Here is a 19,489-nt window from a genome sequence, read left to right as displayed (position 1 = left end):
AGAGCGCTTGGAAGAAGCATGAGCACCACGATCGAGTACGTACGATTCGAGGCTGCCGACCCGGACGCCCTGGTGGCAGCCCGCGGCCTGCTGGTGTCGGTTCTCGGGGAGCGCTACGGCAGCGACCTCCTGGGCGCGCACCTCGCCCGATTCGATGACGGATCGCTGATGGACTTTCTGATCTGGGCCTCGCCGGAGGCCGCAGAGCGTGCGGCGCGGGAGATGCCTGAGGAGGAGAGCGCTCGGGGGTTCTTCCGCGAGATCGGTGACGTCCACGAGATGCGGCACGCGACCGTCCTGCACACCGCATAGGTCCGGCAAACCAGGGAAGGGAGTTCGGTGCCGTGCCTACAGCGGCTCGACGACGAGAAGTTCGCCGGATGGTTGATCTTCCCGGTAACCGAGGCGGTCGCTGTGCGAGGCATCGAGTTCGTCGAACCGGCACTCGGACTCCTGGCTGAACTGACGCCGCGGCTGACCGCGGAGACGGCCGTTCGTCCCTTCCTGCGGATCGCCCAGGACCGCACGCTGGCCGTGGTCGAATCGTGGACACGTCATCCCGATGCCCATGTTCGGCGCCTCGCGAGCGAGTCCACCAGACCCCGGTTGCCATGGGCTGTTCGGGTCCCCGGCCTGATCGCCGATCCCCGGCCGACGCTGCCGATCCTCGATGCCCTGTATCGCGACGACTCCGAGTACGTGCGGCGCTCGGTGGCCAACCACCTCAACGACATCAGCCACGACCATCCGGAACTGGCTGTCGCCGTCGCCACTCGATGGGCGCTCGTACCCGCTACCTCCACCGCCCGGGTCCTCCGCCGCGGCCTGCGAACGCTGGTCGAGAACGGGCATCCTGGAGCTCTGGGGCTGTTGGGGTACTCCACTGATTCGCCGGTGCACGTCGCGGGACCCGCGGTGCGGACGGAGCTCGTCTCGATCGGTGAGGGCCTCGAATTCGACTGCACCGTCACGAACACCGGGCCCGGCCCGGCCACCTACCTCGTGGACTATTCCGTACATTTCCTTCGGGCCAACGGATCCCATGTGGCGAAGGTGTTCGAACTCTCGACACGCACCCTCGCGGCCGGAGCCGAGTGGTCCATCGTCCGCCGCCACAGCTTCGCACCGATCACGACGAGGCGCTATTACCCAGGGATGCAATACGTTCAGATTCAGGTCAATGGTGTGCAGCACGGGATGGCCGAGTTCGAGCTCACCGCCGCCGATTCGCCGTTCCCCGCACCTGAGCGGTGAGGAGCCGCAACGAGACACAGCGGTCAATGCGGAACTGGCCGGCGAAAATCGTCGATGTGCGAGAGACTGAGGTGACCCCTAGCAGGAGGTCGCCTCGTATGGAACTCCGATCGAATGGGTCTACACCCAGAGATATTCGACCAGCGTTGTTGCAGGACTTCGATCTTAGGAGATCGAGCCCGATTCCAGCGGTGCTGTGGTGGGTTGCCCTGATGCTCCTGGTCGCCGTGGTCCCGGCTCTCGCGACGGTCGTGCTGATGGGTTCGGTGACCCTCGCGATGGTCATGGCTCTGGTCACTGTCGGCGGCGTCGGCCTTGCGGCCCTGATGATCTGACGCCGTCACCACCCCGGCGCGCGCCGGGGACGAATCACATCAGTGCAATTCCTTCGGGAGCTCGGCCGGATCGAGCAGGACGAACTGGTTCTCCGAGCCGCGCACCTTCTCCGACATCGAGATGTTCTTGCGCAGCAGATTCCACTCCACATCGGTGATGCGGGCGGTGGCCTGGGTGAGCACCTTGCTGTCACGGGTGCCCCACGAGATCGGCATGAAGCTCACCATCTGCCACGTGTCGCCGTTGCCCCGCGAGTTGCGGTCACCCAGCACCGACACCGACGGGATCTTCTTGCCCACGGTGTAGCCCTGGCCCGGCAGACCGCGGATGGTGCGGGTCGCGAGCGCGTAGTGCGGTTCGCCGGCGTCGGGCTTGGCGATGTCGAGCAGCGCGAGCAGCGTGTACCCGCGCGGATGGATCTCCGACACCACGGCCGGCACCAGGTTGCCCTTGGCGTACAGCTCGTCGATGCTGCCGACCTTGCGCGGCGTCCACACGACCATGAACAGCGAGGTCAGCGCGCACACGGCGAGCACCACTCCGAGGATGTACGACCACGGCTCACCCAGGACGAACAGCCACGCCGCCCCGCCGCCGAGCAGGACGGCCATCAGCGCGGCCGACCACTGCAGGCGGCGAAGGTCGCCGAGGGTCTCGTTGACGGACCTGGCGTGATGCTTGTCGACGGGGAACTCGAAGCGGCGCACGGGGGTGAAGTCCTATCCGATGGTCGGGCCGAGCAGGTCGTCGGCGTCCGTGATGCGGTACGCGTAGCCCTGTTCGGCGAGGAAGCGTTGGCGGTGGGCGGCGTACTCGGCGTCGAGCGTGTCCCGAGCGACCACCGAGTAGAAGTGTGCCTGACCGCCGTCGTGCTTCGGTCGCAGGAGTCGACCCAGCCGCTGCGCCTCCTCCTGTCGGGAGCCGAACGTGCCCGACACCTGCACCGCAACCGACGCCTCCGGCAGGTCGATCGAGAAGTTCGCGACCTTGCTGACCACCAGGGTCTGGATCTCGCCGGCCCGGAACTTGTCGAAGAGCAGTTCGCGCTCCTTGTTGCGCGTCGAGCCCTGGATCACCGGGGCGCCGAGTTCCTCGCCCAGTTCCTCGAGCTGGTCCAGGTAGGCGCCGATCACCAGCGTCGGGGCGCCGGGATGCCGGTCCAGGATCGAGCGGACGACGGCGTGCTTGGTGCGCGCCGTCGAGCACAGCTTGTAGCGCTCGTCCGGCTCGGCCGTCGCGTACGCCATGCGTTCGGCGTCGGTGAGCGTCACCCGCACCTCGACGCAGTCGGCGGGCGCGATCCAGCCCTGCGCCTCGATGTCTTTCCACGGTGCGTCGTACCGCTTGGGGCCGATGAGCGAGAACACGTCGCCCTCGCGGCCGTCCTCGCGGACCAGTGTCGCGGTGAGACCGAGGCGCCGGCGCGACTGCAGGTCGGCGGTCATCCGGAACACCGGCGCGGGCAGCAGGTGCACCTCGTCGTAGATCACCAGACCCCAGTCGCGGGAGTCGAACAGCTCGAGATGCTTGTATTCGCCCTTCGACTTGCGGGTGATCACCTGATAGGTCGCGATGGTGACCGGGCGGATCTCCTTCTTCTCGCCCGAGTACTCGCCGATCTCCTCCTCGGTGAGCGACGTGCGCGCGATCAGCTCGCGCTTCCACTGCCGGCCCGCGACGGTGTTGGTGACCAGGATCAGCGTCGTCGCCTTGGCCTTGGCCATCGCCGCCGCGCCGACCATCGTCTTACCGGCGCCGCAGGGGAGCACGACCACGCCGGAGCCGCCGGCCCAGAACGAGTCGGCCGCCATCTCCTGGTAGTCGCGCAGCTGCCAGTGCCCCTCCTCGAACGCGAGGTCGATGGGGTGGGCCTCGCCGTCGACGTAGCCGGCGAGGTCCTCGGCCGGCCAGCCGATCTTGAGCAGCATCTGCTTGAGGTGCCCGCGCTCGCTGGGATGCACGATCACGGTGTCGTCGTCGACCTTGGCACCCAGCATCGGGGCGATCTTCTTGTGCCGCATCACCTCGGTGAGCACCGCCCGGTCGAGGCTGATCAGCGTCAGCCCGTGCACGGGACTCTTCACCAGCTGCAGGCGGCCGTACCGGGCCATGGTGTCGACGATGTCGACCAGCAGCGGCTGCGGCACCGCGAACCGGGAGAACGAGACGAGCGCGTCCACCACCTGCTCGGCGTCGTGCCCGGCGGCGCGGGCGTTCCACAGCGCGAGCGGCGTGATCCGGTAGGTGTGGACGTGCTCGGGGGCACGCTCGAGTTCGGCGAACGGGGCGATCGCCTGACGGGCGTCGTTCGCGCGCTCGTGATCGACCTCGAGCAGCAGTGTCTTGTCGGACTGGACGATCAGCGGGCCGTCGGTCACGTGCGCCTCCTAGCAACGGTAACCAGACCATTGTCCAGACGGCGGCGGTGTCCCGCCATGTAGGCCTGCGGCCCGTGCGCCTTTCCGGTGGCGGGACCTACCGGAAAGACGCACGGGCCGCAGGCCCCGGAGCGGATCAGCGTCCGGCCGTGAGAGATTTCTTTGTCTCCATCACCTGGACGAGCGCCTCGGAAATTCCGGCGCGATATCCGACGTCCCGTTCGCTGTTCACGGAGATGGTGTCGAGCTCGTTTTCCAGTCGCGCCTGAATTTTGTCCAGGGCGAGCAGGGTCCGCTTCACGGTAGGTGGTCCTTCACTTTTATTCGTGCGTCGGCGGGAAAGGAAATCCGGAATGCTGGGCGCGCTCGTCGAGCACGAAGAGTTTCGCCGACGCGATGCCGGACCGGAAGCCGTCGGAGCGGGGTTCCGGCAGCGTGCTGTCGCCGAGCAGGTGGTCCAGTTTCCGGTGCAGGTGGTCCAGAACGCCCGGCGCGTCGCGCGCCGGTGCCTCGCGGGTCATGTCAGGTCCCGTCAGTGGCGCTTACGCTTTTTGATCAACTCGCCGGCATCAGTAGCGCGCTCGCGCTTTTCCGCCCGCTTTTCCTTGATCGACTGGGAGGGTTTTTTCAGGTTTTTTCCAGGTTTCTTCTCGGCCATTGTCGCTCCTAATTCGAAGTGGCAATCACTCGATCGAGACCATACGTCATTTCCAGGAAAAAGCCAGTCGTGCAGTTCGGGGTGCTTTTTCCGGTAGTGCCGGTCGTCGGTCCGGTGCGAGACTCGGGGTGTGACGACGCCGGTTCGAGTCCCCGAGAGTCTGCTGCCGCACCTGCGCCGCGCCCGGGATCTGGCCGACCGGCACTACGCCGAACCGCTCGACCTCGACGCGATGGCCGCATCGGCAGCGGTGTCGTGAGCGACCGCGGCTGAACATCGCAATTCTCGAGAAGCGGGCGCCCGGGCCGACGGCATAGGTTTCGGGGTAACCGCACACGCCGACCATCCCGAGGGGATTTCGATGATCACGAACGTTTCGCTCGTCACGCTGTGGGTGACGGATCAGGACGAGGCCAAGAAGTTCTACCTCGACACGCTGGGATTCGTCGAGGCCACCGACGTCTCGATGGGGGACGGGTTCCGGTGGGTGACGATCACGCACCCCGACCACCCGGAGCTCGAGGTGACGCTGATGAAGCCGGGACCGCCGCTCGACGCCGACATGGCCGAGGCGATCCGCCGGTCGCTCGCCGCCGGCACCATGAACGGTTTCGGGCTCAGCACCACCGACTGTCACAAGACCTACGGGGAGCTGGTGGCCAAGGGGGTCGAGTTCACCCAGCCGCCGTCGGACCGCCCCTACGGCATCGAGGCCGTGATGCGTGACAACTCCGGCAACTGGCTCGTCCTCGTGGAGCGTCGCGAGTACACGGGGGAGGAGTTCCCGCACTGACCGGTCGGGGCGGCGGTCAGTCCACCAGCGCGACGGACGTGATCCGGTGCAGCGTGAAGCGGCGCACCTCACCCGTCGCCGGGTCCAGTGCGTCGAGCTGACCGCCGCCGACGCTGACCGGCTCCACGATCCGCTGCGACGCGATGCCCTGCGCGTCGACGTACCCGATCGAGACGCTGCGCCGCACCTGCGCGGCGGTCTGCAGCAGCGTCATCGTCGCCGCGCTGGACGCGCGGGTGCCGTCGCTGCGCAGTCCGGCACCGGTGGAGGCGGCGGCGCGGTCACCGGCGCGGAGCGATCGCACCAGCGTCGCGAGCTGCTCGTCGGTGGGGACGGCCGGGGTGCGCAGCCGCGGCACCCGGGCCGCCTTGACGCGGGCCCCGCGCGGACGCAGGTCGACGATCGCGCCGGACGAGTCCTCGCCGGCCGGTGCGAAGCCGGCCGCGCGCAGCTCGGTGAGCACCTCCTTGAGCGGCGCCTGCGAGATGACGACGGTGGGGGCCAGGGCCCGCAGCGCCAACTGCTCGGCGACGGGGGAGGCCAGGACCTCCGCGAGCAGCGCCGGGTCCTCACAGCGGATGAACGACGCCGCGACCCCCGCCCGCAGTCGGCCGTGCCGGCGGGCGACGTCGTCGATCAGGTACGTCAGTGACTGCGGCACCGGCGTCTTGGAGCGGGTCGCGAACAGCGTCTGCAGCTCGGACGCGGACAGCCCGGAGTCGAGCGCGCGGCGGATGCTGTTCTCGCTGACCCGGTACATCGACGCCGCACCCGCGGACTCGATGTCGGCGACGAGCGTGATCTGCTCGAGCAGGTCCGGGACGAGCGGCCCGGGCGCGACGACGGTGAGGTCGGCCTGCACCAGCACGTAGTCGATGGGTGCGGGCAGTGCGGTGTCCATCTCGGACTCGGGGTCGCCGCCGTGCAGCAGCGCCTTGCCGGGGGAGCTGAGCCCCCCGTGCGCCACCAGCCCGAGCGTGCGCGCCTCGCCGAGCGTCCGTTCCACGACGTGCGGGCCGAGCCGGCCCGCCCAGCGGGGGCGACGCCACGCGAGCAGCCGACTGGCCTCCGCCGAGGACACCGACTTGCCGCTGCCCGCCTCGGCGAGCAGTTCCAGCAGCAGTCGGCGTTCCAGTGCGGCGCCCGGTGCGCGCACCTCCTCGGACAACGCCGAGATGGGCTTGTCGGTGGCGTCGCGGCTGCCGATGATCCACGGCCGCCGCGGCAGCGTCAGCCACGCCCCGGCGAGGGTGGCCCAGCGCCGCGCGGTCCCCGAGTTGAGCCAGCCGTCGACGGCGACGGTGGGCGCCCAGTAGTCGTCGATGTCGGTGAGCGGTGCGGGGTCGGGTGTCCCGCTCGCGATCAGTCCGGCGCCGGCGAGCAGTTCGAGCAGCAGGCCGATCCGGGCCTCGTCGATGCCGGTCGATTTCGACAGCCGCCGCAACTCCCGCACCCCGAGCCCGCCGGCCTTGAGCGCGGGGGCCGGTGCGTCGCCGAGCGCGGCCACCAGGTCCTCGCAGTGCCGCACCAGTTCCAGCGCCTCGCCCGCCGCGGCCGCATTGACGTCGGCGAGCTTCTGCTTGCGTCCGGTCAGCGGGGGTGGGGTGGGCGACGCGGGATCGAACACGGCCTCACCACGCAGCACCTGGCCCACCTGGACGGGCAGTTCCACGGTCTCGGCGTCGATCCAGTGCAGCAGCCCGCGGGCGAGCAGACGTTGGACCGGTCGGTCCGGGGCGGTGCCGGGCGCGGCGTCCCGGGTGCGGCCGATCGGCGACGACCGGGCCAGCGTGCCCAGCAGGTCGCGTTCGCCGGGCTCGATCCCGTCGAGCGCGGCCCGGATCTCGTCCTCGGTCATCGCATCGGACTCGGCGGTGATGCGGCCGATCCGCCAGGGGATCGCGTCGGCCGCGGCGCGGACGATCCGCAGCCGCTCGTCGTCGCCCCACACCAGGGCCAGCGCACGCAGTCGGTCCAGCGCCTTGTCCACGGTCTTGGCGGGCACCCGGCCGGCGAGGGCGTCGTCGATGTGCCGACGGGCCACCGGCATCTGGTCGGCCTGCTCCAGCGCCAGGACCTCGAGCACGGTGAATTCGAGGGAGCCGAGGGTGTCGGCGGCCCGCATCACCGACGCCCGCTGCTCGGCGCGCCCGGCGAGGACGGCGGCCGTGGCCGGTGGCGGCACGGCGAGGTCCGGGCGCAGCCGCAACAGGTCGGTCAGTTCGGCGTCCTTGCGGGCGCTCAGCCAGCCGTTCAGTGTGGGTGCTGCCACGGGGTTTGCGGTTTCCGGGGCGCCCTCGGTGCCATGCGTGGGGGTCATCGACTATGAGATTAGTGACCTGGGCTGTACCGCGGCGAACGCTCCTGTCAAAATGGGCGCGTGGCTAACAATTCGAAGAAGCGCTATGTCGATCCAGGGTGGCCGGAAACTGCGGATGGAGATCACGCGGTGACCGAGTTGTCTTCCAGTCGTGCCGGCAATCTCTCGCCGTTCGGCGAGGAGACGGAGTTCCCCCTTCCGGTGGAATCTCTGCCCTACGTGCACCCGCACACCGTGATCAACCGCTGACGCGCACACACAGAAAAGTGGGCCCCTCGCCGATGGCGAGGGGCCCACTTCGTGTTTCGGGGGGAGCGGCTCAGCTCTGCGACAGGTTCGCCACGCCGGCGACGTCCTGCAGGTTCAGCTTGCTCAGGTCGATCGTCTTCGCGACGTCGTAGGCGTCGAGGATCGGCTGGTCGATGACGATGCCGTGGTCCTCGGCGGCGTCGATCAGCGAGTCGATCTGGTCGAAGACACCCTGCGCGGGGTGCAGCGGGGCCGGTGCCTGGGCGACCGGTGCCGGGGTGACGACCTTCGGGGCCTCGGTGACCGGGGCGTTGCGCTGGGTCGGTGCGCTGCTCAGGCCGAGCTTGGAGGAGCAGGACGGCCATGCGCCCCAGCCCTGGTTGGCGAGCACGCGCTCGGCGACGACGATCTGCTGCTCGCGGGTGGCCTGGTTCGCGGTCGCGGCGAACTGTCCGCCGCCGTGGCTGGTCCAGGTGCTCGGCGAGAACTGCAGGCCACCGTGGTAGCCGTTGCCGGTGTTGATGCCCCAGTTGCCGCCGGCCTCGCACTGCGCGAGCTTGTCCCAGTCGGAGTCGGGGGCCGCGCTGGCCGTGCCGGCGAAAGCGACACCGCCCACGCCCATGATGGCGCCGGTGACGGCGACCTTGGCTACGGTGCGGCCGGTGGTAGACGGCTTGCGATGGCGTCCGCTCATGTCGGTTGGTTCCTCTCCGCACGCGCCTGCGAGGTCAGCTGTCGGGTTCGGACTGAGAGGTCGCCCGGCCTCGCCGCTCATGGATGGAGCGGGTCTGGCTTCACCCCCAGGGAGATTGCTCTCCCGATGCCCTGCGGGGTTGTCCCTTGCGGGACCTGTTCCCCGGAGGACCTTTGGGTCCCCCGTCCCCGTCCATGGATGGTTCGTGGGTGTTCCGGATCCACTGGACGGGGTTTGGCGCGGCGGGCCCGGATGTGGCCGAGGTTCCGGCCGGACATGACGGTACGACGATCGGGCGCCGAACGTCACCGGTTGATAACGCGGCGCGTCTTGTGTTGGTCGAGAGCCGGATTCGATCGAGACGACGTCGGCCCAGGTAGTCGCGCCGCGCCCGTTCGGGTCACGGTTCGACACCTGTCCGTTATCGGCGCGTTATGTGAGGGAGATCACACGCGCGTGGTCTGCTTTGTCCCAGATTTCGGAACGGTCAGGCCGGCGTCCACTGCGACTGGTTGCGGCTGTCGACGTCCACGATCTCCTTGCCGAGCGGCATCAGCGAGATGGGGATCATCTTGAGGTTGGCGATCGCGAGGGGGATCCCGATGATCGTGATCGCCATTGCGACCGCGGTGACGATGTGGCCGATCGCGAGCCAGACGCCCGCGAGGATCAGCCAGATGACGTTGCCGATGAGCGATCCGACGCCCGCGGTGGGCTTGTCGACGACGGTCTTGCCGAACGGCCACAGCGCGTAGACGCCGATCCGGAACGACGCGATGCCGAACGGGATCGTGATGATGAGGATGCACATGATCAGGCCGGCCAGGAAATAGCCGAGTGCCAGCCACAGGCCGCCGAAGATCAGCCAGATGATGTTCAGCAGGATCCTCATGATGGTTCCTTCCAGTGGTCCGGGAGTCTCCGGCTCAGCGACTTCGACGTCCGGAGCGCAGAGCGTAGGCGATCGCGAGCACGAAGCCGAGCGGGCACGCGAGCGTGAGGAAGTACAGCACCAGACCCGGGTCGCCCTCGGAGAGGGAATGGACGAAGAAGATGGCGACGATCGCCGCGATCCCGATCAGGAAGCTGCCGATGGCTGCGTAGAACAGTCCCTTGCCGGTCCGGCCGGGGGTGTCGGTGTCGCTGCGGTTCGAATCGTTCGTCACAACACAACGGTAGGCCACCCGCGGCGGCGGGGTGCACGCGCTTCCGAAGTGAGGCCGGAGAAAAATCTCCGAATTGGACGCTTGATCACATTTGCTCGCTTAGGCTCCGCGCCATGACTGCTTTCACTCGTGTGTCCGGAGCCCTCGCGTGGCAGGGCAAGGTTCTGGGCGGCGTGCTGCTCGCGCTCTTCCTCGCGGCCGCCGCGGTGATCGCGGTCCCGTCCGTCGCTCGTGCCGACGCCCCGGCCCCCGCCGTCGAGTACTCGTCCGACAACGGTGCCACCTGGGGCGGCATGGAGAAGATCGCCTGGAATCTCGGTGAGCTGGTGCCCGGGCGGGAACTCGCGACCACCTTCCAGGTCCGCAACGTAGCCGGCGAGGCGGGCTGGGTCGCCTTCTCGGTGGGCCCCTACACGCTCGACACCGGCATGATCGCCACCGCCCGCGTCGACATCGACGGCACAATTGGTACCCCGGTGACGCTGACCGAGGCCCGCACGGTGCTCCCGGGAACGGAGCTCGGCTCGATCCATCTCGCACCGAACGCGACCGCGGCGATCTCCCTGGTCGTCGGCATGCCCGCCGACGCCGGCAACCAGACGCAGAACGGCCACGCCAATCCGATGTGGTCCGTCGGCTTCACTCCCGGGCCCGGAGACGTCTCCACCGGTCCCGGTCCCGTCGGCTCCCTCGGCTCTCTCGGCTCCCTCGGCACCGGCAGCTTCGCTTCCTGATCGGGCGCCGGTAGCCCCGACGAACGAACGGGCGGTTATCCGACTCGGCTCTCGGCCGACGGTCGGATAACCGCCCATTTGTTTGCGTTCGGCACTGTTGTTACCAGTGGACCTGCCGCCCGTGTGCGACCGGAACTTGCCACCTAGTCTCGGTGTTGCGGCTTGATGAGGAGCGCTCCCGTCACTCCGATCATCACGAACACCACGGCGAGGGCCATCGCCCACTGACCGACGAATGCGGCTCCGAACAGGATCGAGCCGATGGGTTCCGACGGTCCCGATGGCGAGGAGAAGCACCCCGATCGAGATCATGCGTTGGATTCGCTCCGGGCGGCAAACGATCCGCCAGCACGGCGGATGGACGCTGCGTTCTGTAGTGGGACTGACTCTCGAGTTGTGTGCGTTGGCATGCAGTGCAACGGGGCCCGAGGGGCGGGTGAATCAGCACTGCTGAACGAGAAGCGCCGGCTGTTCTCCTGTCTGTGAGAGAACAACCGGCGCTGTGTGGCGTGCGTCGACCCGGAACGCACGCGCCCGTTTCCCCGCGCGTGTCATCCACCCGACCTCCGGTGCCGGATCGGGGAGTTGCGGGAAGTAGGGGATCAGGGCCGCCCGATGGGAGGGGGACCGACGGCGGCCCTGAGATCGGGGGTTACGAGAGGATCTGCTCGAGGCGGATCTTGAAGTCGCCGAAGGTTGCCGAATCAGACTGTCCGACAACGCCTGACGTCTGCGGATCGAAGGTGAACTCGGCCGCCACGTCGACCACCGCGTTGTTGTGTGCCGGGGTGACGACGATACCGGTGGGGCCGGACGGGACGACGGTGCCGCCGATGGTCGCGGTGACCTGCGGCTGCAGCTTGCCCTTGAGTTGGCCGCCGCCCGTGAAGGTGATGCTGTCGGCGGTGAGCCTGGCCTGCAGTCCGGTGCCGTTGACGGTGACCTTGTAGCTGCTTCGGTACGTCAAGACGTCGCCAGGTACCACCCGGAACGTCGCGATGTCGATCGGACCGTTCTGATCGCTCCAGCCCGGCAGCGTGACCTCTGTGAGGCCGAGGGAACCCGAACCGTTTCCGCCACCGCCGATCGTGGTGGGTGGTGCGGTCGTGGTGGGTGCCGACGGTGTCGTCGTCGTTCCGCCACCGGCGCTACCGCTGCCGAGGCTGCCGAAGTCACAAGCGGACAGCGTCAGCGTGGAGCCGAGCGCCGCCACCGCGACAGCGACCTTGAAGCCCTTGGTCTGTGTCTTCATCGGACTACTTCCATTCCCCTCGTGCAAGATTCCCGGTTCCCGACCTGATTGGCCCTCCCGGCGGTGAGACCGGGCAACAAGGGTGTCATTCGATCAGGGCCGCGATGGAGGCCGGCACGTCGGTGGACGACGGATCGACGGCGGTCTTGTTCCATGTGGAACCTGTTGCCTTGTAGAGCTTCCCGTTATCCACAATCCACAGGGCATCTGTGGATGAATCCCACTCGTAGTGCGCCGACGCCGACGCCGGAATCCGCTCGAGCTCTTCGCCGTTCGAGTCCTCGATCACGATCTCGGTCTGTGAGGTCTCGGCCGACTCCACCAATAGCGCCGAGTAGTCGCGGGACTGGGACTCCTCCTGCGCGCCTACCGGGGTGTCGGCGACCGTCGTGGTCGTAGTTCTCGGAGGTGTGGTTGTGGTTGCCGTAGCTTCCGATGTCTCCGTCGTCGATGTCGGAGGTGTGGTGGTCGTCGTGGCAGGGCTTGTCTTCGTTGTAGACGTGGGCGGAGCCGGCGTTGTGGCACTGGTGGTAGATGTCGAAGAATCGGATGGCGCAGTGGTCGCAGTCATCGAGGGGGCGCTCTCATGCGGTACAGCCATCCGAGCGCCGCTGACGCCACCGACATTCGATACTGCCGACCCGCACGCCACACTCTGGCCGGACTGGTAGCGCTTAACGGAGTATCCGCGCCAGTCAGACCCCTCCTCGTTCGTAATGCGATTCACTGTGTGAATCTCGATGTCGAACCACTTGTCACTCCAGGGCGCGAAGGTGGTGTCGCTGTTGTTGATATCGTCGTAGATCGAAGCCCCGGCAGGAGTGCCGTCTGCAGTGGGATCGTAAGTCCAGTCCTTTCTGAATCCGCCGGTAGTTTCCCTCACGTACACGCGGTATTTGTAGGCCGCATTCAGATGAGTCCAGGTAATGCGGCAGTAGGAGATGCCGCCCGACGTAGACGCATTGGTGACGGTGATCGGTGGCAGGACATTCGCGGCCACGGTCAGTCCGCCGCTCGTCGCCACGTTGTTGGTGTCTTGCCCGGCCGCGCTTGTCCCATTGACCTGTGACAGCCCAAAGACGGACAGGGCAACGGCGCTGAGTACGAGCGCCGGACGGACGGACTTCAGCGTGAACCGGCGAGCTGCCGGCTTGGAGTCATGTGAGTGCTTTTCGTTCACGGCGTCTGAGTCCTTCCCCCGTGGGGCATTTCGTTGTCCAGGTCGGTGGAATCGGGTTCATCAGTGTTGTCGCGGTGCCCAGACGGTCGCGCAACGATCACGAGCAGTGCGCCGACGAGTGCTCCACCAAGGAAGGTCGCAGTCGAACTGGACAGCCATGCGGCGACATACCCGAGACCCCCGGCGTTCCAAAAGACGCGGTCGGCCTCGGTGATGACATACGGTTCGACGTCGGGATCGGCGTTTGCGTCACCCTTGAGGGTCACGGAGGCGGCATCGTCGGGTTGTGCCTGAATCGCATACACGCGGTGGGTGATTCGTGTGCCGTCCGTGTTCTCTACGCTCACGATGTCACCGACCGAAAGATCGGTGACAGGCACTGTGCGTGCCAGTGCAAGAGATCCGGTGGTGATCTCGGGAGACATCGACCCTGACCGGAAGATCAGGGGCTTGATGTTGAACAGCAGGCTGGCCACGGTCGCGAGGATGCAGATCAGTCCCGCGACAGCACCGACGGTGAGTGCAACTTCGCGGGCTGTGTGGGCAGCAGACGACCTGGTGTGGGGCGGAGTTCTTGTGTGATCAGACATGGTCGGACTCACGCCACCGAGGTAGCCGTGAACTCGAAGACGATGTTGATCGACTGGTTCTGCATTGCCTTGGTCAAGCCGTTGCCGGCTGTTGCGCGAATGCAGATGTTGTCGACGCCCGTCGTGGCAGCCACTTGGCCCCTGTTTGAAATCAGTGTTTGGGCACTGGTTGACAGTGTGGTGCTGTTTCCGAGCGCGTTTCCGGTGCAACCGGAGTTGGGGAACACCAGTAGCGAAATCTGGGCTGGGACGCTGGCGTTTCCGGTGGCCTTCGCAGTCATCGCGTAGTTGAAGGCGACGTCACCTTTGTTTCTCACGTCGAGGGACGCCTGCACCGTGCTGCCAGGTAAGAGTCCGGACCCCGAGAAGGCGCTGAACGTGTAGGTGTCGGCGCCGGGTGTCGGTCCCAGTTTCAGATCGATCACGCCAGTCTTGAACTCTCCCGAGGTGGCGGTCGCGGTATTGCTCCACGCGGCCATGGTTCCGACCGAACCGAGCCCGAGCACGATGCCGAGTGAGAGGGCAGCCCGCACTCGGCCGCCACCGAGCGTCCTGCGCAAGCGTGCGCCGACGGAGGGGGTCGAGTTCGAAATCTCGTCGCGAGACATGAAGAGGCCCTTCTTACTTCGGTCTGGTCGACGCATCGGCTTCGACCACTGGGATGACGGCGGTGACGGCTGTGTCGTCCACATACAGCGCCTGGTGTCGGCGCTGGCGCGCCTTGTCACGGCTCGAACTGACGAACATGGACACCGCGTAGATCAGCAGACCGCCGACGACCACTACGAGGAGGGCTGAGCGCTGCTTGCCGGTGATGAAGTTATTGACGTACCCCACGTACGGAACCGCGTACCAGACCTTTCCGCGGACCTGCTCGGGGACAACAGGTCTCTCGTCGGGGACCGGGTTCGCGTCGCCCTGCGTGGTGAACCGCAATTCGCCCTTCGCTGAGTGCTGCACCGAGATGATGCGATGCGTGACGACGTCGGTCTTGCCGGACTCCCACTGATAGGTGATGGCGTCACCGACCCCGAGAGAGGCGGGATCCGCCGGCTTGACGACGGCAAGTGTCCCGGGCGGATATGTGGGTTCCATCGAACCGGTCAGCACCGTGTAGGGCGTCGATCCGGTGACCCGTGGAATCACGATCGTGAGTGCCAGAAATCCGACCATCGCGATGAGCAACAGCCAAGACACGACGGACCTGACCCACCACCAGACAGTGGTCGGCTGATCGGCGCCCTCGGCTGCACGGCTCAAAGTCAGACCTGGCTCGCGTCAAACGTGAACTGGGTGGTCGAGCCGACGCCCTCTCCGGCTCCTGCGCCAACGGTTCCGCGCAGGCACAGCACCTTGGAGTCGCCCGGTTGGAGTGCGGGGCGAAGCGTGGTGTTGGCACCGATCATGGCGCCGTCGTAGAGCGATGTGCCGGTCGGGTCACCAGTCGCCGGGCATGCGGCCTCGCTTGCCACTTCCCAGACCTTGAGGGTCAACGGGAGCGCGGAGTCGGACTGCGTCACGTTCGACAGGCGATACTTCATCGGCACGTCCCCGGTATTCGACACCTTCAGCGGGGTCTGCGAGTAGCCGCCCACTGCGAGGCCGGTTTTCCCGAAGTTACTGAGGGTGAAGCTGCCGGCGCCGACGCCGATGTCCAGTGTGCCGGCGGTGATGGTTCCGCCGGGAAGATTCTCGGTGTCACTCCACAGGGCGCCGGTCTGCTGGGCTGAGAAGAAGATCAGCCCAACGACCGGCACCGCTGCGAGTGCCCACCAACGGTGGTTCTTGGACAAGGCTCTAGCTGGTCTGTGCGAGCGTCAACTGGAGGTCTTCGAGGTCAGCCGTCGTGCCCTGATGATCGGTGCCATTGGCAGCGAACGACACCGTCTTCGTGACGACGACACTCTGGGTCGTGCCGTCGTTGGGGGTGATGACGTTGCTGGTGAGGGTCACACCGTCCACCGAAACGGTTGTGTCGCTCCAGTCGAAGCCGTTGCCGTCGGTGACGTCGGCGCCGACGAGGTCGAGCGTCGCGCTCAGGTTGGTGCCCTGTGCCTGGATGCCCGCGGTCGCCTGGTAAGTGAGGGTGTCGCCGGGAACGATCCGGAAGGTGGAAATGTCTTCGATCTTGTTCGCTGCGACGCTGGTGTCGGTTCCCTTGTACCAGTCGCCGGTGGTTGTTCCGGTGAACTGCAGCTTGCCGGAAGTGATGGTGCCGCCGGTGACATCCTCGGTGTCGCTCCACGCGGCATACGTGCCGGCACCACCGGCGAGGAGCAGCGCCGCGGCGCCGGCGGCGATTGCGCCCTTGGTCTTCTTGTTCATGCGGGTGTTCTCGTTTCTTCTGGCCCCGAGAGAGGGGTCGTTACAAGGGGGTGGTGCGTCGGCACTCAGACACTTGGACCAGTCAAAACTTTGTTTCACGCAAACACCTGGTCGGCGCTTGTCCGGCGCTGGCAGAGCTGGTGGAGCAGATGGAACTGGCAGAACAGACGGAACTGGCGGAGCAGATCGGCGCAACCCCCGAGCTGCGCCGGAGTAAGTTGTAGCACTTTCGTGACCTACTTGAAGGCGAAACTGGTCAATTGTCCAGAAGGAATTTTGTCCCGAATCGGTTCAGTTGCCGGAAATGCACGAATCGGCCGTTGAAACGCCTGCTCAGTGCCCCTTGAACGCCTCTGCGAGCCACCACGCGCCGCCGTCGGAGGCGACCTTGGCGTCGATCAGCAGCGGGCGGGTCCGCGGACCCGCGACCCAGGCGCGCACCGCGTCGAGGTCACGGACAGACCGTACCGTGGCTGCCTCGGCGCCGTAACCGCGGGCGATGGCAGCAAGATCGGTGTCGGGGAAGGTGACCGCCGAATGGTCGGTGCCGGGGGAGTCGAAGTGGTGCACCTCGGCGCCGTACGCGCTGTCGTTGTAGACCACCAGCACCATCGGCAGGCCCAACCGCACCACGGTCTCCAGTTCGGAGATGCCCATGAGGAATCCGCCGTCACCGAGCGCCGCGACCGGCAGCCGATCCGGTTGCGCCAGGGCGGTTCCGACCGCCGTGGCCAGGCCCAGACCGATCGACTGGAACGCCTGCGTGAAGCAGAAGCCGAACTCGTCCGGCACCGACAGGTAGGCGCTCGGATAGCCCATGAAGTTGCCGGAGTCCACCGACACCGTCCGCTCCCGCGGCAGGATCGCGTCCAACTCCCGGGAGAGCAGGCGCGGGTCGATCGTCGTCGCGGTGGACAGGTCGTCGAACGGCACGTCGTTCCAACGGCCCTGCGCCGCAATGCGTGAGCGCACCTCGGCGGTGCGGTAGCCGTCGCCGCCGTCGCGCACCTTCTCGAGCGCGACGGCCGCGGTCTCCCGGCAGTCGCCCAGCACGCCCAGATCGATCGGACGGTTCGCGCCCAGCGCCGAGTCCTCCACGTCCACCTGCACCACGGTGGTCGCGGCGCCGATGAGCGACCCGTGCCGCATCGTCCACATGTTCAGCGCACAGCCCCAGCCGACGATCACGTCGGCGCCGGCGATCAGTTCCGCGGTGAGCGGGCTCGAGAAGCCGCCGGAGATGCCGAGCGAGAACGGATCTCCCTCGAACAGGCCGTTGGCCACCGCCGACGTCGCCACCAGCGCGCCGACCTCCTCCGCGAGCGCCGCGATCTGCGGTCCGGCGTCGCGGGCGCCGCGCCCGGCGACGAACACCGGCCGCTGCGCCTTCTCCAGCACCGACACCAGCGCGTACAGCGCGGCCGCGTCGGGGCGGACCCGCTGCACCGGCGGCAGCAGCGGCACCGCCCACGAGTCCGGCGCCGCCTGCTCCTGCACGTCCAGCGGCAGACTCAGCACCACCGTCCGACGCTCCCGCACCGCGGTCCGGTACGCGCGGACCGTGTCCGCCACCGCCGACGCCGCCGAATGCACCCGCTCGGCGACGGCACCGACGCTGCGCGCCAACGCGTCCTGGTCGATCCGGAAGTTCGACCGCACCGCCGCACCCGCGGTGTCGGCGGTGAGCACGATCAGCGGCGTGCGACTCTTGGCGGCCTCGCCGATCCCCGTCAACGCATTGGTCAGCCCGCACCCCTGATGGGTGGTCACGACCGCCGGCAGCTCCGACATCCGCGAGTACGCGTCGGCCATCGTCGCGGCCCCGCCCTCGTGCCGGGCCGCGACGAACGGCACGCCCGCCGCGATCAGGGCGTTGGTGACGGCGAAGTTGCCGCTGCCCACCACCCCGAACGCGTGACCGACGCCGAGATCGGCGAGGGTGCGACCGACCAGCTGCGCGACGGAGCTGCTCATGCGCGCTCGACCAGCGCGAACACGCGGGCCGGGCTTCCGGTGCCGCCGACGATCGGCAGCGGCGACGCCACCAGCACCGCGCCCACCGTCGGCAGCTTGTCGACGTTGCGCAGCTGCGTCAGTCCGTACTTGTCGTTGCCGAGCAGGTAGTAGTGCGCCGGAAACATCGGGTCGAAGCCGGCCGCGATGCCCGCGTCGATGCCGACCGTCTCCACACCCAGGCCGGTGATGGGGCTCTGCTCGGCAAGCCACTTGGCGGCCGCCGCCGAGATGCCGGGGGTGTGCGGGCCGTCGGCGTCGGCGTTCGCGAACCGCACCGGATCGCCGCCGCGCTCGGCCCACCCGGTGCGCAGGATCAGCCACGCGCCGTCGGGCAGCGGGCCGTTCTCGGCCTCCCACGCCTCGAGGTGCTCCACCTCGAGCACGAAGTCCGGGTTCTTCTCGACCTCGGCGGTGACGTCGACGACCGCGACCGGGCCGATGAGCCGGCTCGGCGGGATCTGGTCGACGCTCGCGCCGTCACGCCCGGTGATCCAGTGCGTCGGCGCATCCAGATGGGTGCCGGTGTGCTCGCCGGTGTGAAGGTTGTTCCACGCCCACGCCGGACCGTCGTCGTCGAAGTTGCTGACCGTCTCGAGTCGCGCCGGAATGGTGTTCGCGAACGGCTCCGGCAGATGCAGCACGGGCGTCTCGGAACTGAGCGGCGCAGTGAGGTCGAGCACCTCGATGCTCTTGGCGCCGATCTTGGTGAGCAGGTCGGTCAGCGTCGTCACGGTGGCGTCCTATCGGTCGTCGAGTGTCCTGATGACCGATTCGGGCATCAGGACTGTGGGGGACAGTATCGGGCACGGCGTCGACAGACCGACCGGCTGGTTGTCGAGAAGCAATGAGGGTTGGTGAAGAGCGACGTCAGTCCGTCAGCCTCTGGACGGATGTCCGTTATGTTCTTTGCCGGGTGGCTACCGGACCGTGGCTGCTGCGCACCCCCTGGATGGGTGTGGACTGCATCGGGAAGGGAACACCCTTATGTCCATCGTTGATCGGCCTCGCCCGCGTGGGCGACTGTCTCGTGCCGCCGCGGCCTTCGGTGTCGGCGCGTTCACCCTCGCCGCGGCCCTGTCCACCGCTGTTGGCGGGCAGGCGGCCGCGGACACCGTCACCGACACGATCACGGTCGGCGCGAATCCGGCTGGGGTGGCGGTCGGCGGTGACCGCGCCTACGTCACCAATTTTCACGACAAGACGGTGTCGGTGATCGACACCACCCAGAACCCGCCCGTCGTCATCGGCGAACCCATCCCGGTCGGCACGAATCCTGCGGGGGTGGCGATCAGTCCGAACGGCGCCCGCGCCTTCGTCACCAACTTCGGCAGCGGCACGGTGTCGGTGATCGACACCACCACGAACCCGCCCGCTGTCACCGGTGCACCCATCCCGGTCGGTGCGAATCCGGTCGGGGTGGCGATCAGCGGTGACCGCGCCTACGTCGCCAACCAGGGCAGCGACACGGTGTCGGTGATCGACACCACGCAGACCCTGCCCGTCGTCACTGCGATCGTCCCGGTCGGCTCGTTTCCGGATGGGGT

Annotated in this window: 26 protein-coding genes; 8 read left to right on the top strand and 18 right to left on the bottom strand. The window is 67.5% G+C overall.

What is annotated here, in order from left to right:
* Positions 1 to 18: 18 nt before the first annotated feature.
* The 3 genes from AC1RIF_RS03135 (at position 19) to AC1RIF_RS03125 (ending at position 1,589) form a co-directional block, all read left to right on the top strand.
* Positions 19 to 312, top strand: coding sequence for a hypothetical protein (locus tag AC1RIF_RS03135; RefSeq protein ID WP_492599897.1), 294 nt, complete (start codon positions 19 to 21; stop codon positions 310 to 312).
* Between the two features lie 27 nt (positions 313 to 339).
* The gene (locus AC1RIF_RS03130) at positions 340 to 1,254 is read left to right on the top strand and encodes a DNA alkylation repair protein (RefSeq protein ID WP_492599896.1); all 915 of its coding nucleotides are present in this window, start codon (positions 340 to 342) and stop codon (positions 1,252 to 1,254) included.
* Between the two features lie 191 nt (positions 1,255 to 1,445).
* Complete coding sequence (locus AC1RIF_RS03125) at positions 1,446 to 1,589, top strand: hypothetical protein (protein WP_492599895.1); 144 nt, start codon at positions 1,446 to 1,448, stop codon at positions 1,587 to 1,589.
* 39 nt (positions 1,590 to 1,628) lie between these two features.
* Here AC1RIF_RS03125 and AC1RIF_RS03120 read toward each other — a convergent pair whose 3' ends face one another.
* The 5 genes from AC1RIF_RS03120 to AC1RIF_RS03100 form a co-directional block, all read right to left on the bottom strand.
* A complete protein-coding gene (locus AC1RIF_RS03120) occupies positions 1,629 to 2,297 on the bottom strand; it encodes a DUF3239 domain-containing protein (RefSeq protein ID WP_492599894.1) in 669 nt (222 codons plus the stop codon).
* Positions 2,298 to 2,309: 12 nt separating this feature from the next.
* The gene (locus AC1RIF_RS03115) at positions 2,310 to 3,968 is read right to left on the bottom strand and encodes a DNA repair helicase XPB (protein ID WP_492599893.1); all 1,659 of its coding nucleotides are present in this window, start codon (positions 3,966 to 3,968) and stop codon (positions 2,310 to 2,312) included.
* Positions 3,969 to 4,104: 136 nt separating this feature from the next.
* A complete protein-coding gene (locus AC1RIF_RS03110; RefSeq protein WP_492599892.1) occupies positions 4,105 to 4,269 on the bottom strand; it encodes a hypothetical protein in 165 nt (54 codons plus the stop codon).
* A 19-nt stretch (positions 4,270 to 4,288) separates the two neighbouring features.
* Positions 4,289 to 4,489 carry a hypothetical protein gene (locus tag AC1RIF_RS03105; protein WP_492599891.1) on the bottom strand — a complete coding sequence of 67 codons (201 nt, stop codon included), beginning with the start codon at positions 4,487 to 4,489 and terminating at the stop codon, positions 4,289 to 4,291.
* Between the two features lie 11 nt (positions 4,490 to 4,500).
* A complete protein-coding gene (locus tag AC1RIF_RS03100) occupies positions 4,501 to 4,626 on the bottom strand; it encodes a hypothetical protein (RefSeq protein WP_492599890.1) in 126 nt (41 codons plus the stop codon).
* 130 nt (positions 4,627 to 4,756) lie between these two features.
* On the opposite strand from AC1RIF_RS03100, the gene AC1RIF_RS03095 reads away from it, so the two are divergent.
* Entirely contained in the window at positions 4,757 to 4,885 is a 129-nt protein-coding gene (locus AC1RIF_RS03095) for a hypothetical protein (RefSeq protein ID WP_492600141.1), read from the top strand.
* Positions 4,886 to 4,987: 102 nt separating this feature from the next.
* Positions 4,988 to 5,419 (top strand): VOC family protein, encoded by a 432-nt coding sequence (locus AC1RIF_RS03090; RefSeq protein ID WP_492599889.1) that lies wholly within the window; start codon positions 4,988 to 4,990, stop codon positions 5,417 to 5,419.
* A 16-nt stretch (positions 5,420 to 5,435) separates the two neighbouring features.
* Here AC1RIF_RS03090 and AC1RIF_RS03085 read toward each other — a convergent pair whose 3' ends face one another.
* A complete protein-coding gene (locus tag AC1RIF_RS03085; protein WP_492599888.1) occupies positions 5,436 to 7,739 on the bottom strand; it encodes a helicase-associated domain-containing protein in 2,304 nt (767 codons plus the stop codon).
* Positions 7,740 to 7,799: 60 nt separating this feature from the next.
* Between AC1RIF_RS03085 and AC1RIF_RS03080 the strand changes: the two genes are divergently transcribed.
* Positions 7,800 to 7,988 carry a hypothetical protein gene (locus tag AC1RIF_RS03080; RefSeq protein ID WP_127955560.1) on the top strand — a complete coding sequence of 63 codons (189 nt, stop codon included), beginning with the start codon at positions 7,800 to 7,802 and terminating at the stop codon, positions 7,986 to 7,988.
* Positions 7,989 to 8,058: 70 nt separating this feature from the next.
* Here AC1RIF_RS03080 and AC1RIF_RS03075 read toward each other — a convergent pair whose 3' ends face one another.
* The 3 genes from AC1RIF_RS03075 to AC1RIF_RS03065 form a co-directional block, all read right to left on the bottom strand.
* On the bottom strand, positions 8,059 to 8,682 hold the full coding sequence (locus tag AC1RIF_RS03075; RefSeq protein WP_492599887.1) for a resuscitation-promoting factor Rpf1 domain-containing protein: 624 nt from the start codon (positions 8,680 to 8,682) through the stop codon (positions 8,059 to 8,061).
* A 487-nt stretch (positions 8,683 to 9,169) separates the two neighbouring features.
* A complete protein-coding gene (locus AC1RIF_RS03070; protein ID WP_492599886.1) occupies positions 9,170 to 9,574 on the bottom strand; it encodes a YccF domain-containing protein in 405 nt (134 codons plus the stop codon).
* A gap of 34 nt (positions 9,575 to 9,608) precedes the next feature.
* On the bottom strand, positions 9,609 to 9,848 hold the full coding sequence (locus AC1RIF_RS03065; protein WP_492599885.1) for a hypothetical protein: 240 nt from the start codon (positions 9,846 to 9,848) through the stop codon (positions 9,609 to 9,611).
* Between the two features lie 113 nt (positions 9,849 to 9,961).
* Here AC1RIF_RS03065 and AC1RIF_RS03060 point away from each other — a divergent pair, with 113 nt between their 5' ends.
* The gene (locus AC1RIF_RS03060; protein WP_492599884.1) at positions 9,962 to 10,582 is read left to right on the top strand and encodes a hypothetical protein; all 621 of its coding nucleotides are present in this window, start codon (positions 9,962 to 9,964) and stop codon (positions 10,580 to 10,582) included.
* A gap of 652 nt (positions 10,583 to 11,234) precedes the next feature.
* Here the strand turns inward: AC1RIF_RS03060 and AC1RIF_RS03055 are convergent.
* The 9 genes from AC1RIF_RS03055 to AC1RIF_RS03015 all read right to left on the bottom strand — a co-directional run bounded on the left by AC1RIF_RS03055 (position 11,235) and on the right by AC1RIF_RS03015 (position 18,676).
* Positions 11,235 to 11,834 (bottom strand): alternate-type signal peptide domain-containing protein, encoded by a 600-nt coding sequence (locus tag AC1RIF_RS03055; RefSeq protein WP_492599883.1) that lies wholly within the window; start codon positions 11,832 to 11,834, stop codon positions 11,235 to 11,237.
* 85 nt (positions 11,835 to 11,919) lie between these two features.
* Complete coding sequence (locus tag AC1RIF_RS03050) at positions 11,920 to 13,014, bottom strand: hypothetical protein (RefSeq protein WP_492599882.1); 1,095 nt, start codon at positions 13,012 to 13,014, stop codon at positions 11,920 to 11,922.
* Positions 13,011 to 13,604: a signal peptidase I gene (locus AC1RIF_RS03045; protein WP_492600132.1), complete on the bottom strand. Its 594-nt coding sequence runs from the start codon at positions 13,602 to 13,604 to the stop codon at positions 13,011 to 13,013. The genes AC1RIF_RS03050 and AC1RIF_RS03045 overlap by 4 nt, the downstream gene beginning before the upstream one ends.
* Before the next feature lie 8 nt (positions 13,605 to 13,612).
* Positions 13,613 to 14,212 (bottom strand): SipW-dependent-type signal peptide-containing protein, encoded by a 600-nt coding sequence (locus tag AC1RIF_RS03040; RefSeq protein WP_492599881.1) that lies wholly within the window; start codon positions 14,210 to 14,212, stop codon positions 13,613 to 13,615.
* A 13-nt stretch (positions 14,213 to 14,225) separates the two neighbouring features.
* Positions 14,226 to 14,864, bottom strand: coding sequence for a signal peptidase I (locus AC1RIF_RS03035; protein ID WP_492599880.1), 639 nt, complete (start codon positions 14,862 to 14,864; stop codon positions 14,226 to 14,228).
* Between the two features lie 2 nt (positions 14,865 to 14,866).
* Entirely contained in the window at positions 14,867 to 15,361 is a 495-nt protein-coding gene (locus AC1RIF_RS03030; protein WP_492599879.1) for a hypothetical protein, read from the bottom strand.
* Between the two features lie 40 nt (positions 15,362 to 15,401).
* Entirely contained in the window at positions 15,402 to 15,929 is a 528-nt protein-coding gene (locus tag AC1RIF_RS03025) for an alternate-type signal peptide domain-containing protein (RefSeq protein WP_492599878.1), read from the bottom strand.
* Positions 15,930 to 16,262: 333 nt separating this feature from the next.
* Complete coding sequence (locus tag AC1RIF_RS03020) at positions 16,263 to 17,903, bottom strand: thiamine pyrophosphate-binding protein (RefSeq protein WP_492599877.1); 1,641 nt, start codon at positions 17,901 to 17,903, stop codon at positions 16,263 to 16,265.
* Entirely contained in the window at positions 17,900 to 18,676 is a 777-nt protein-coding gene (locus AC1RIF_RS03015; RefSeq protein ID WP_492599876.1) for a cyclase family protein, read from the bottom strand. The genes AC1RIF_RS03020 and AC1RIF_RS03015 overlap by 4 nt, the downstream gene beginning before the upstream one ends.
* Positions 18,677 to 18,929: 253 nt before the next feature.
* Here AC1RIF_RS03015 and AC1RIF_RS03010 point away from each other — a divergent pair.
* Positions 18,930 to 19,489 (top strand): YncE family protein (locus AC1RIF_RS03010; protein WP_492599875.1); only part of this gene is annotated, 560 nt, incomplete at its 3' end.

It is taken from the genome of Prescottella sp. GW823-FHT02E09 (assembly GCF_058797375.1).
Note: the sequence above shows the minus strand (reverse complement) of the source record. Positions and strands in the feature narration are given on the sequence as shown.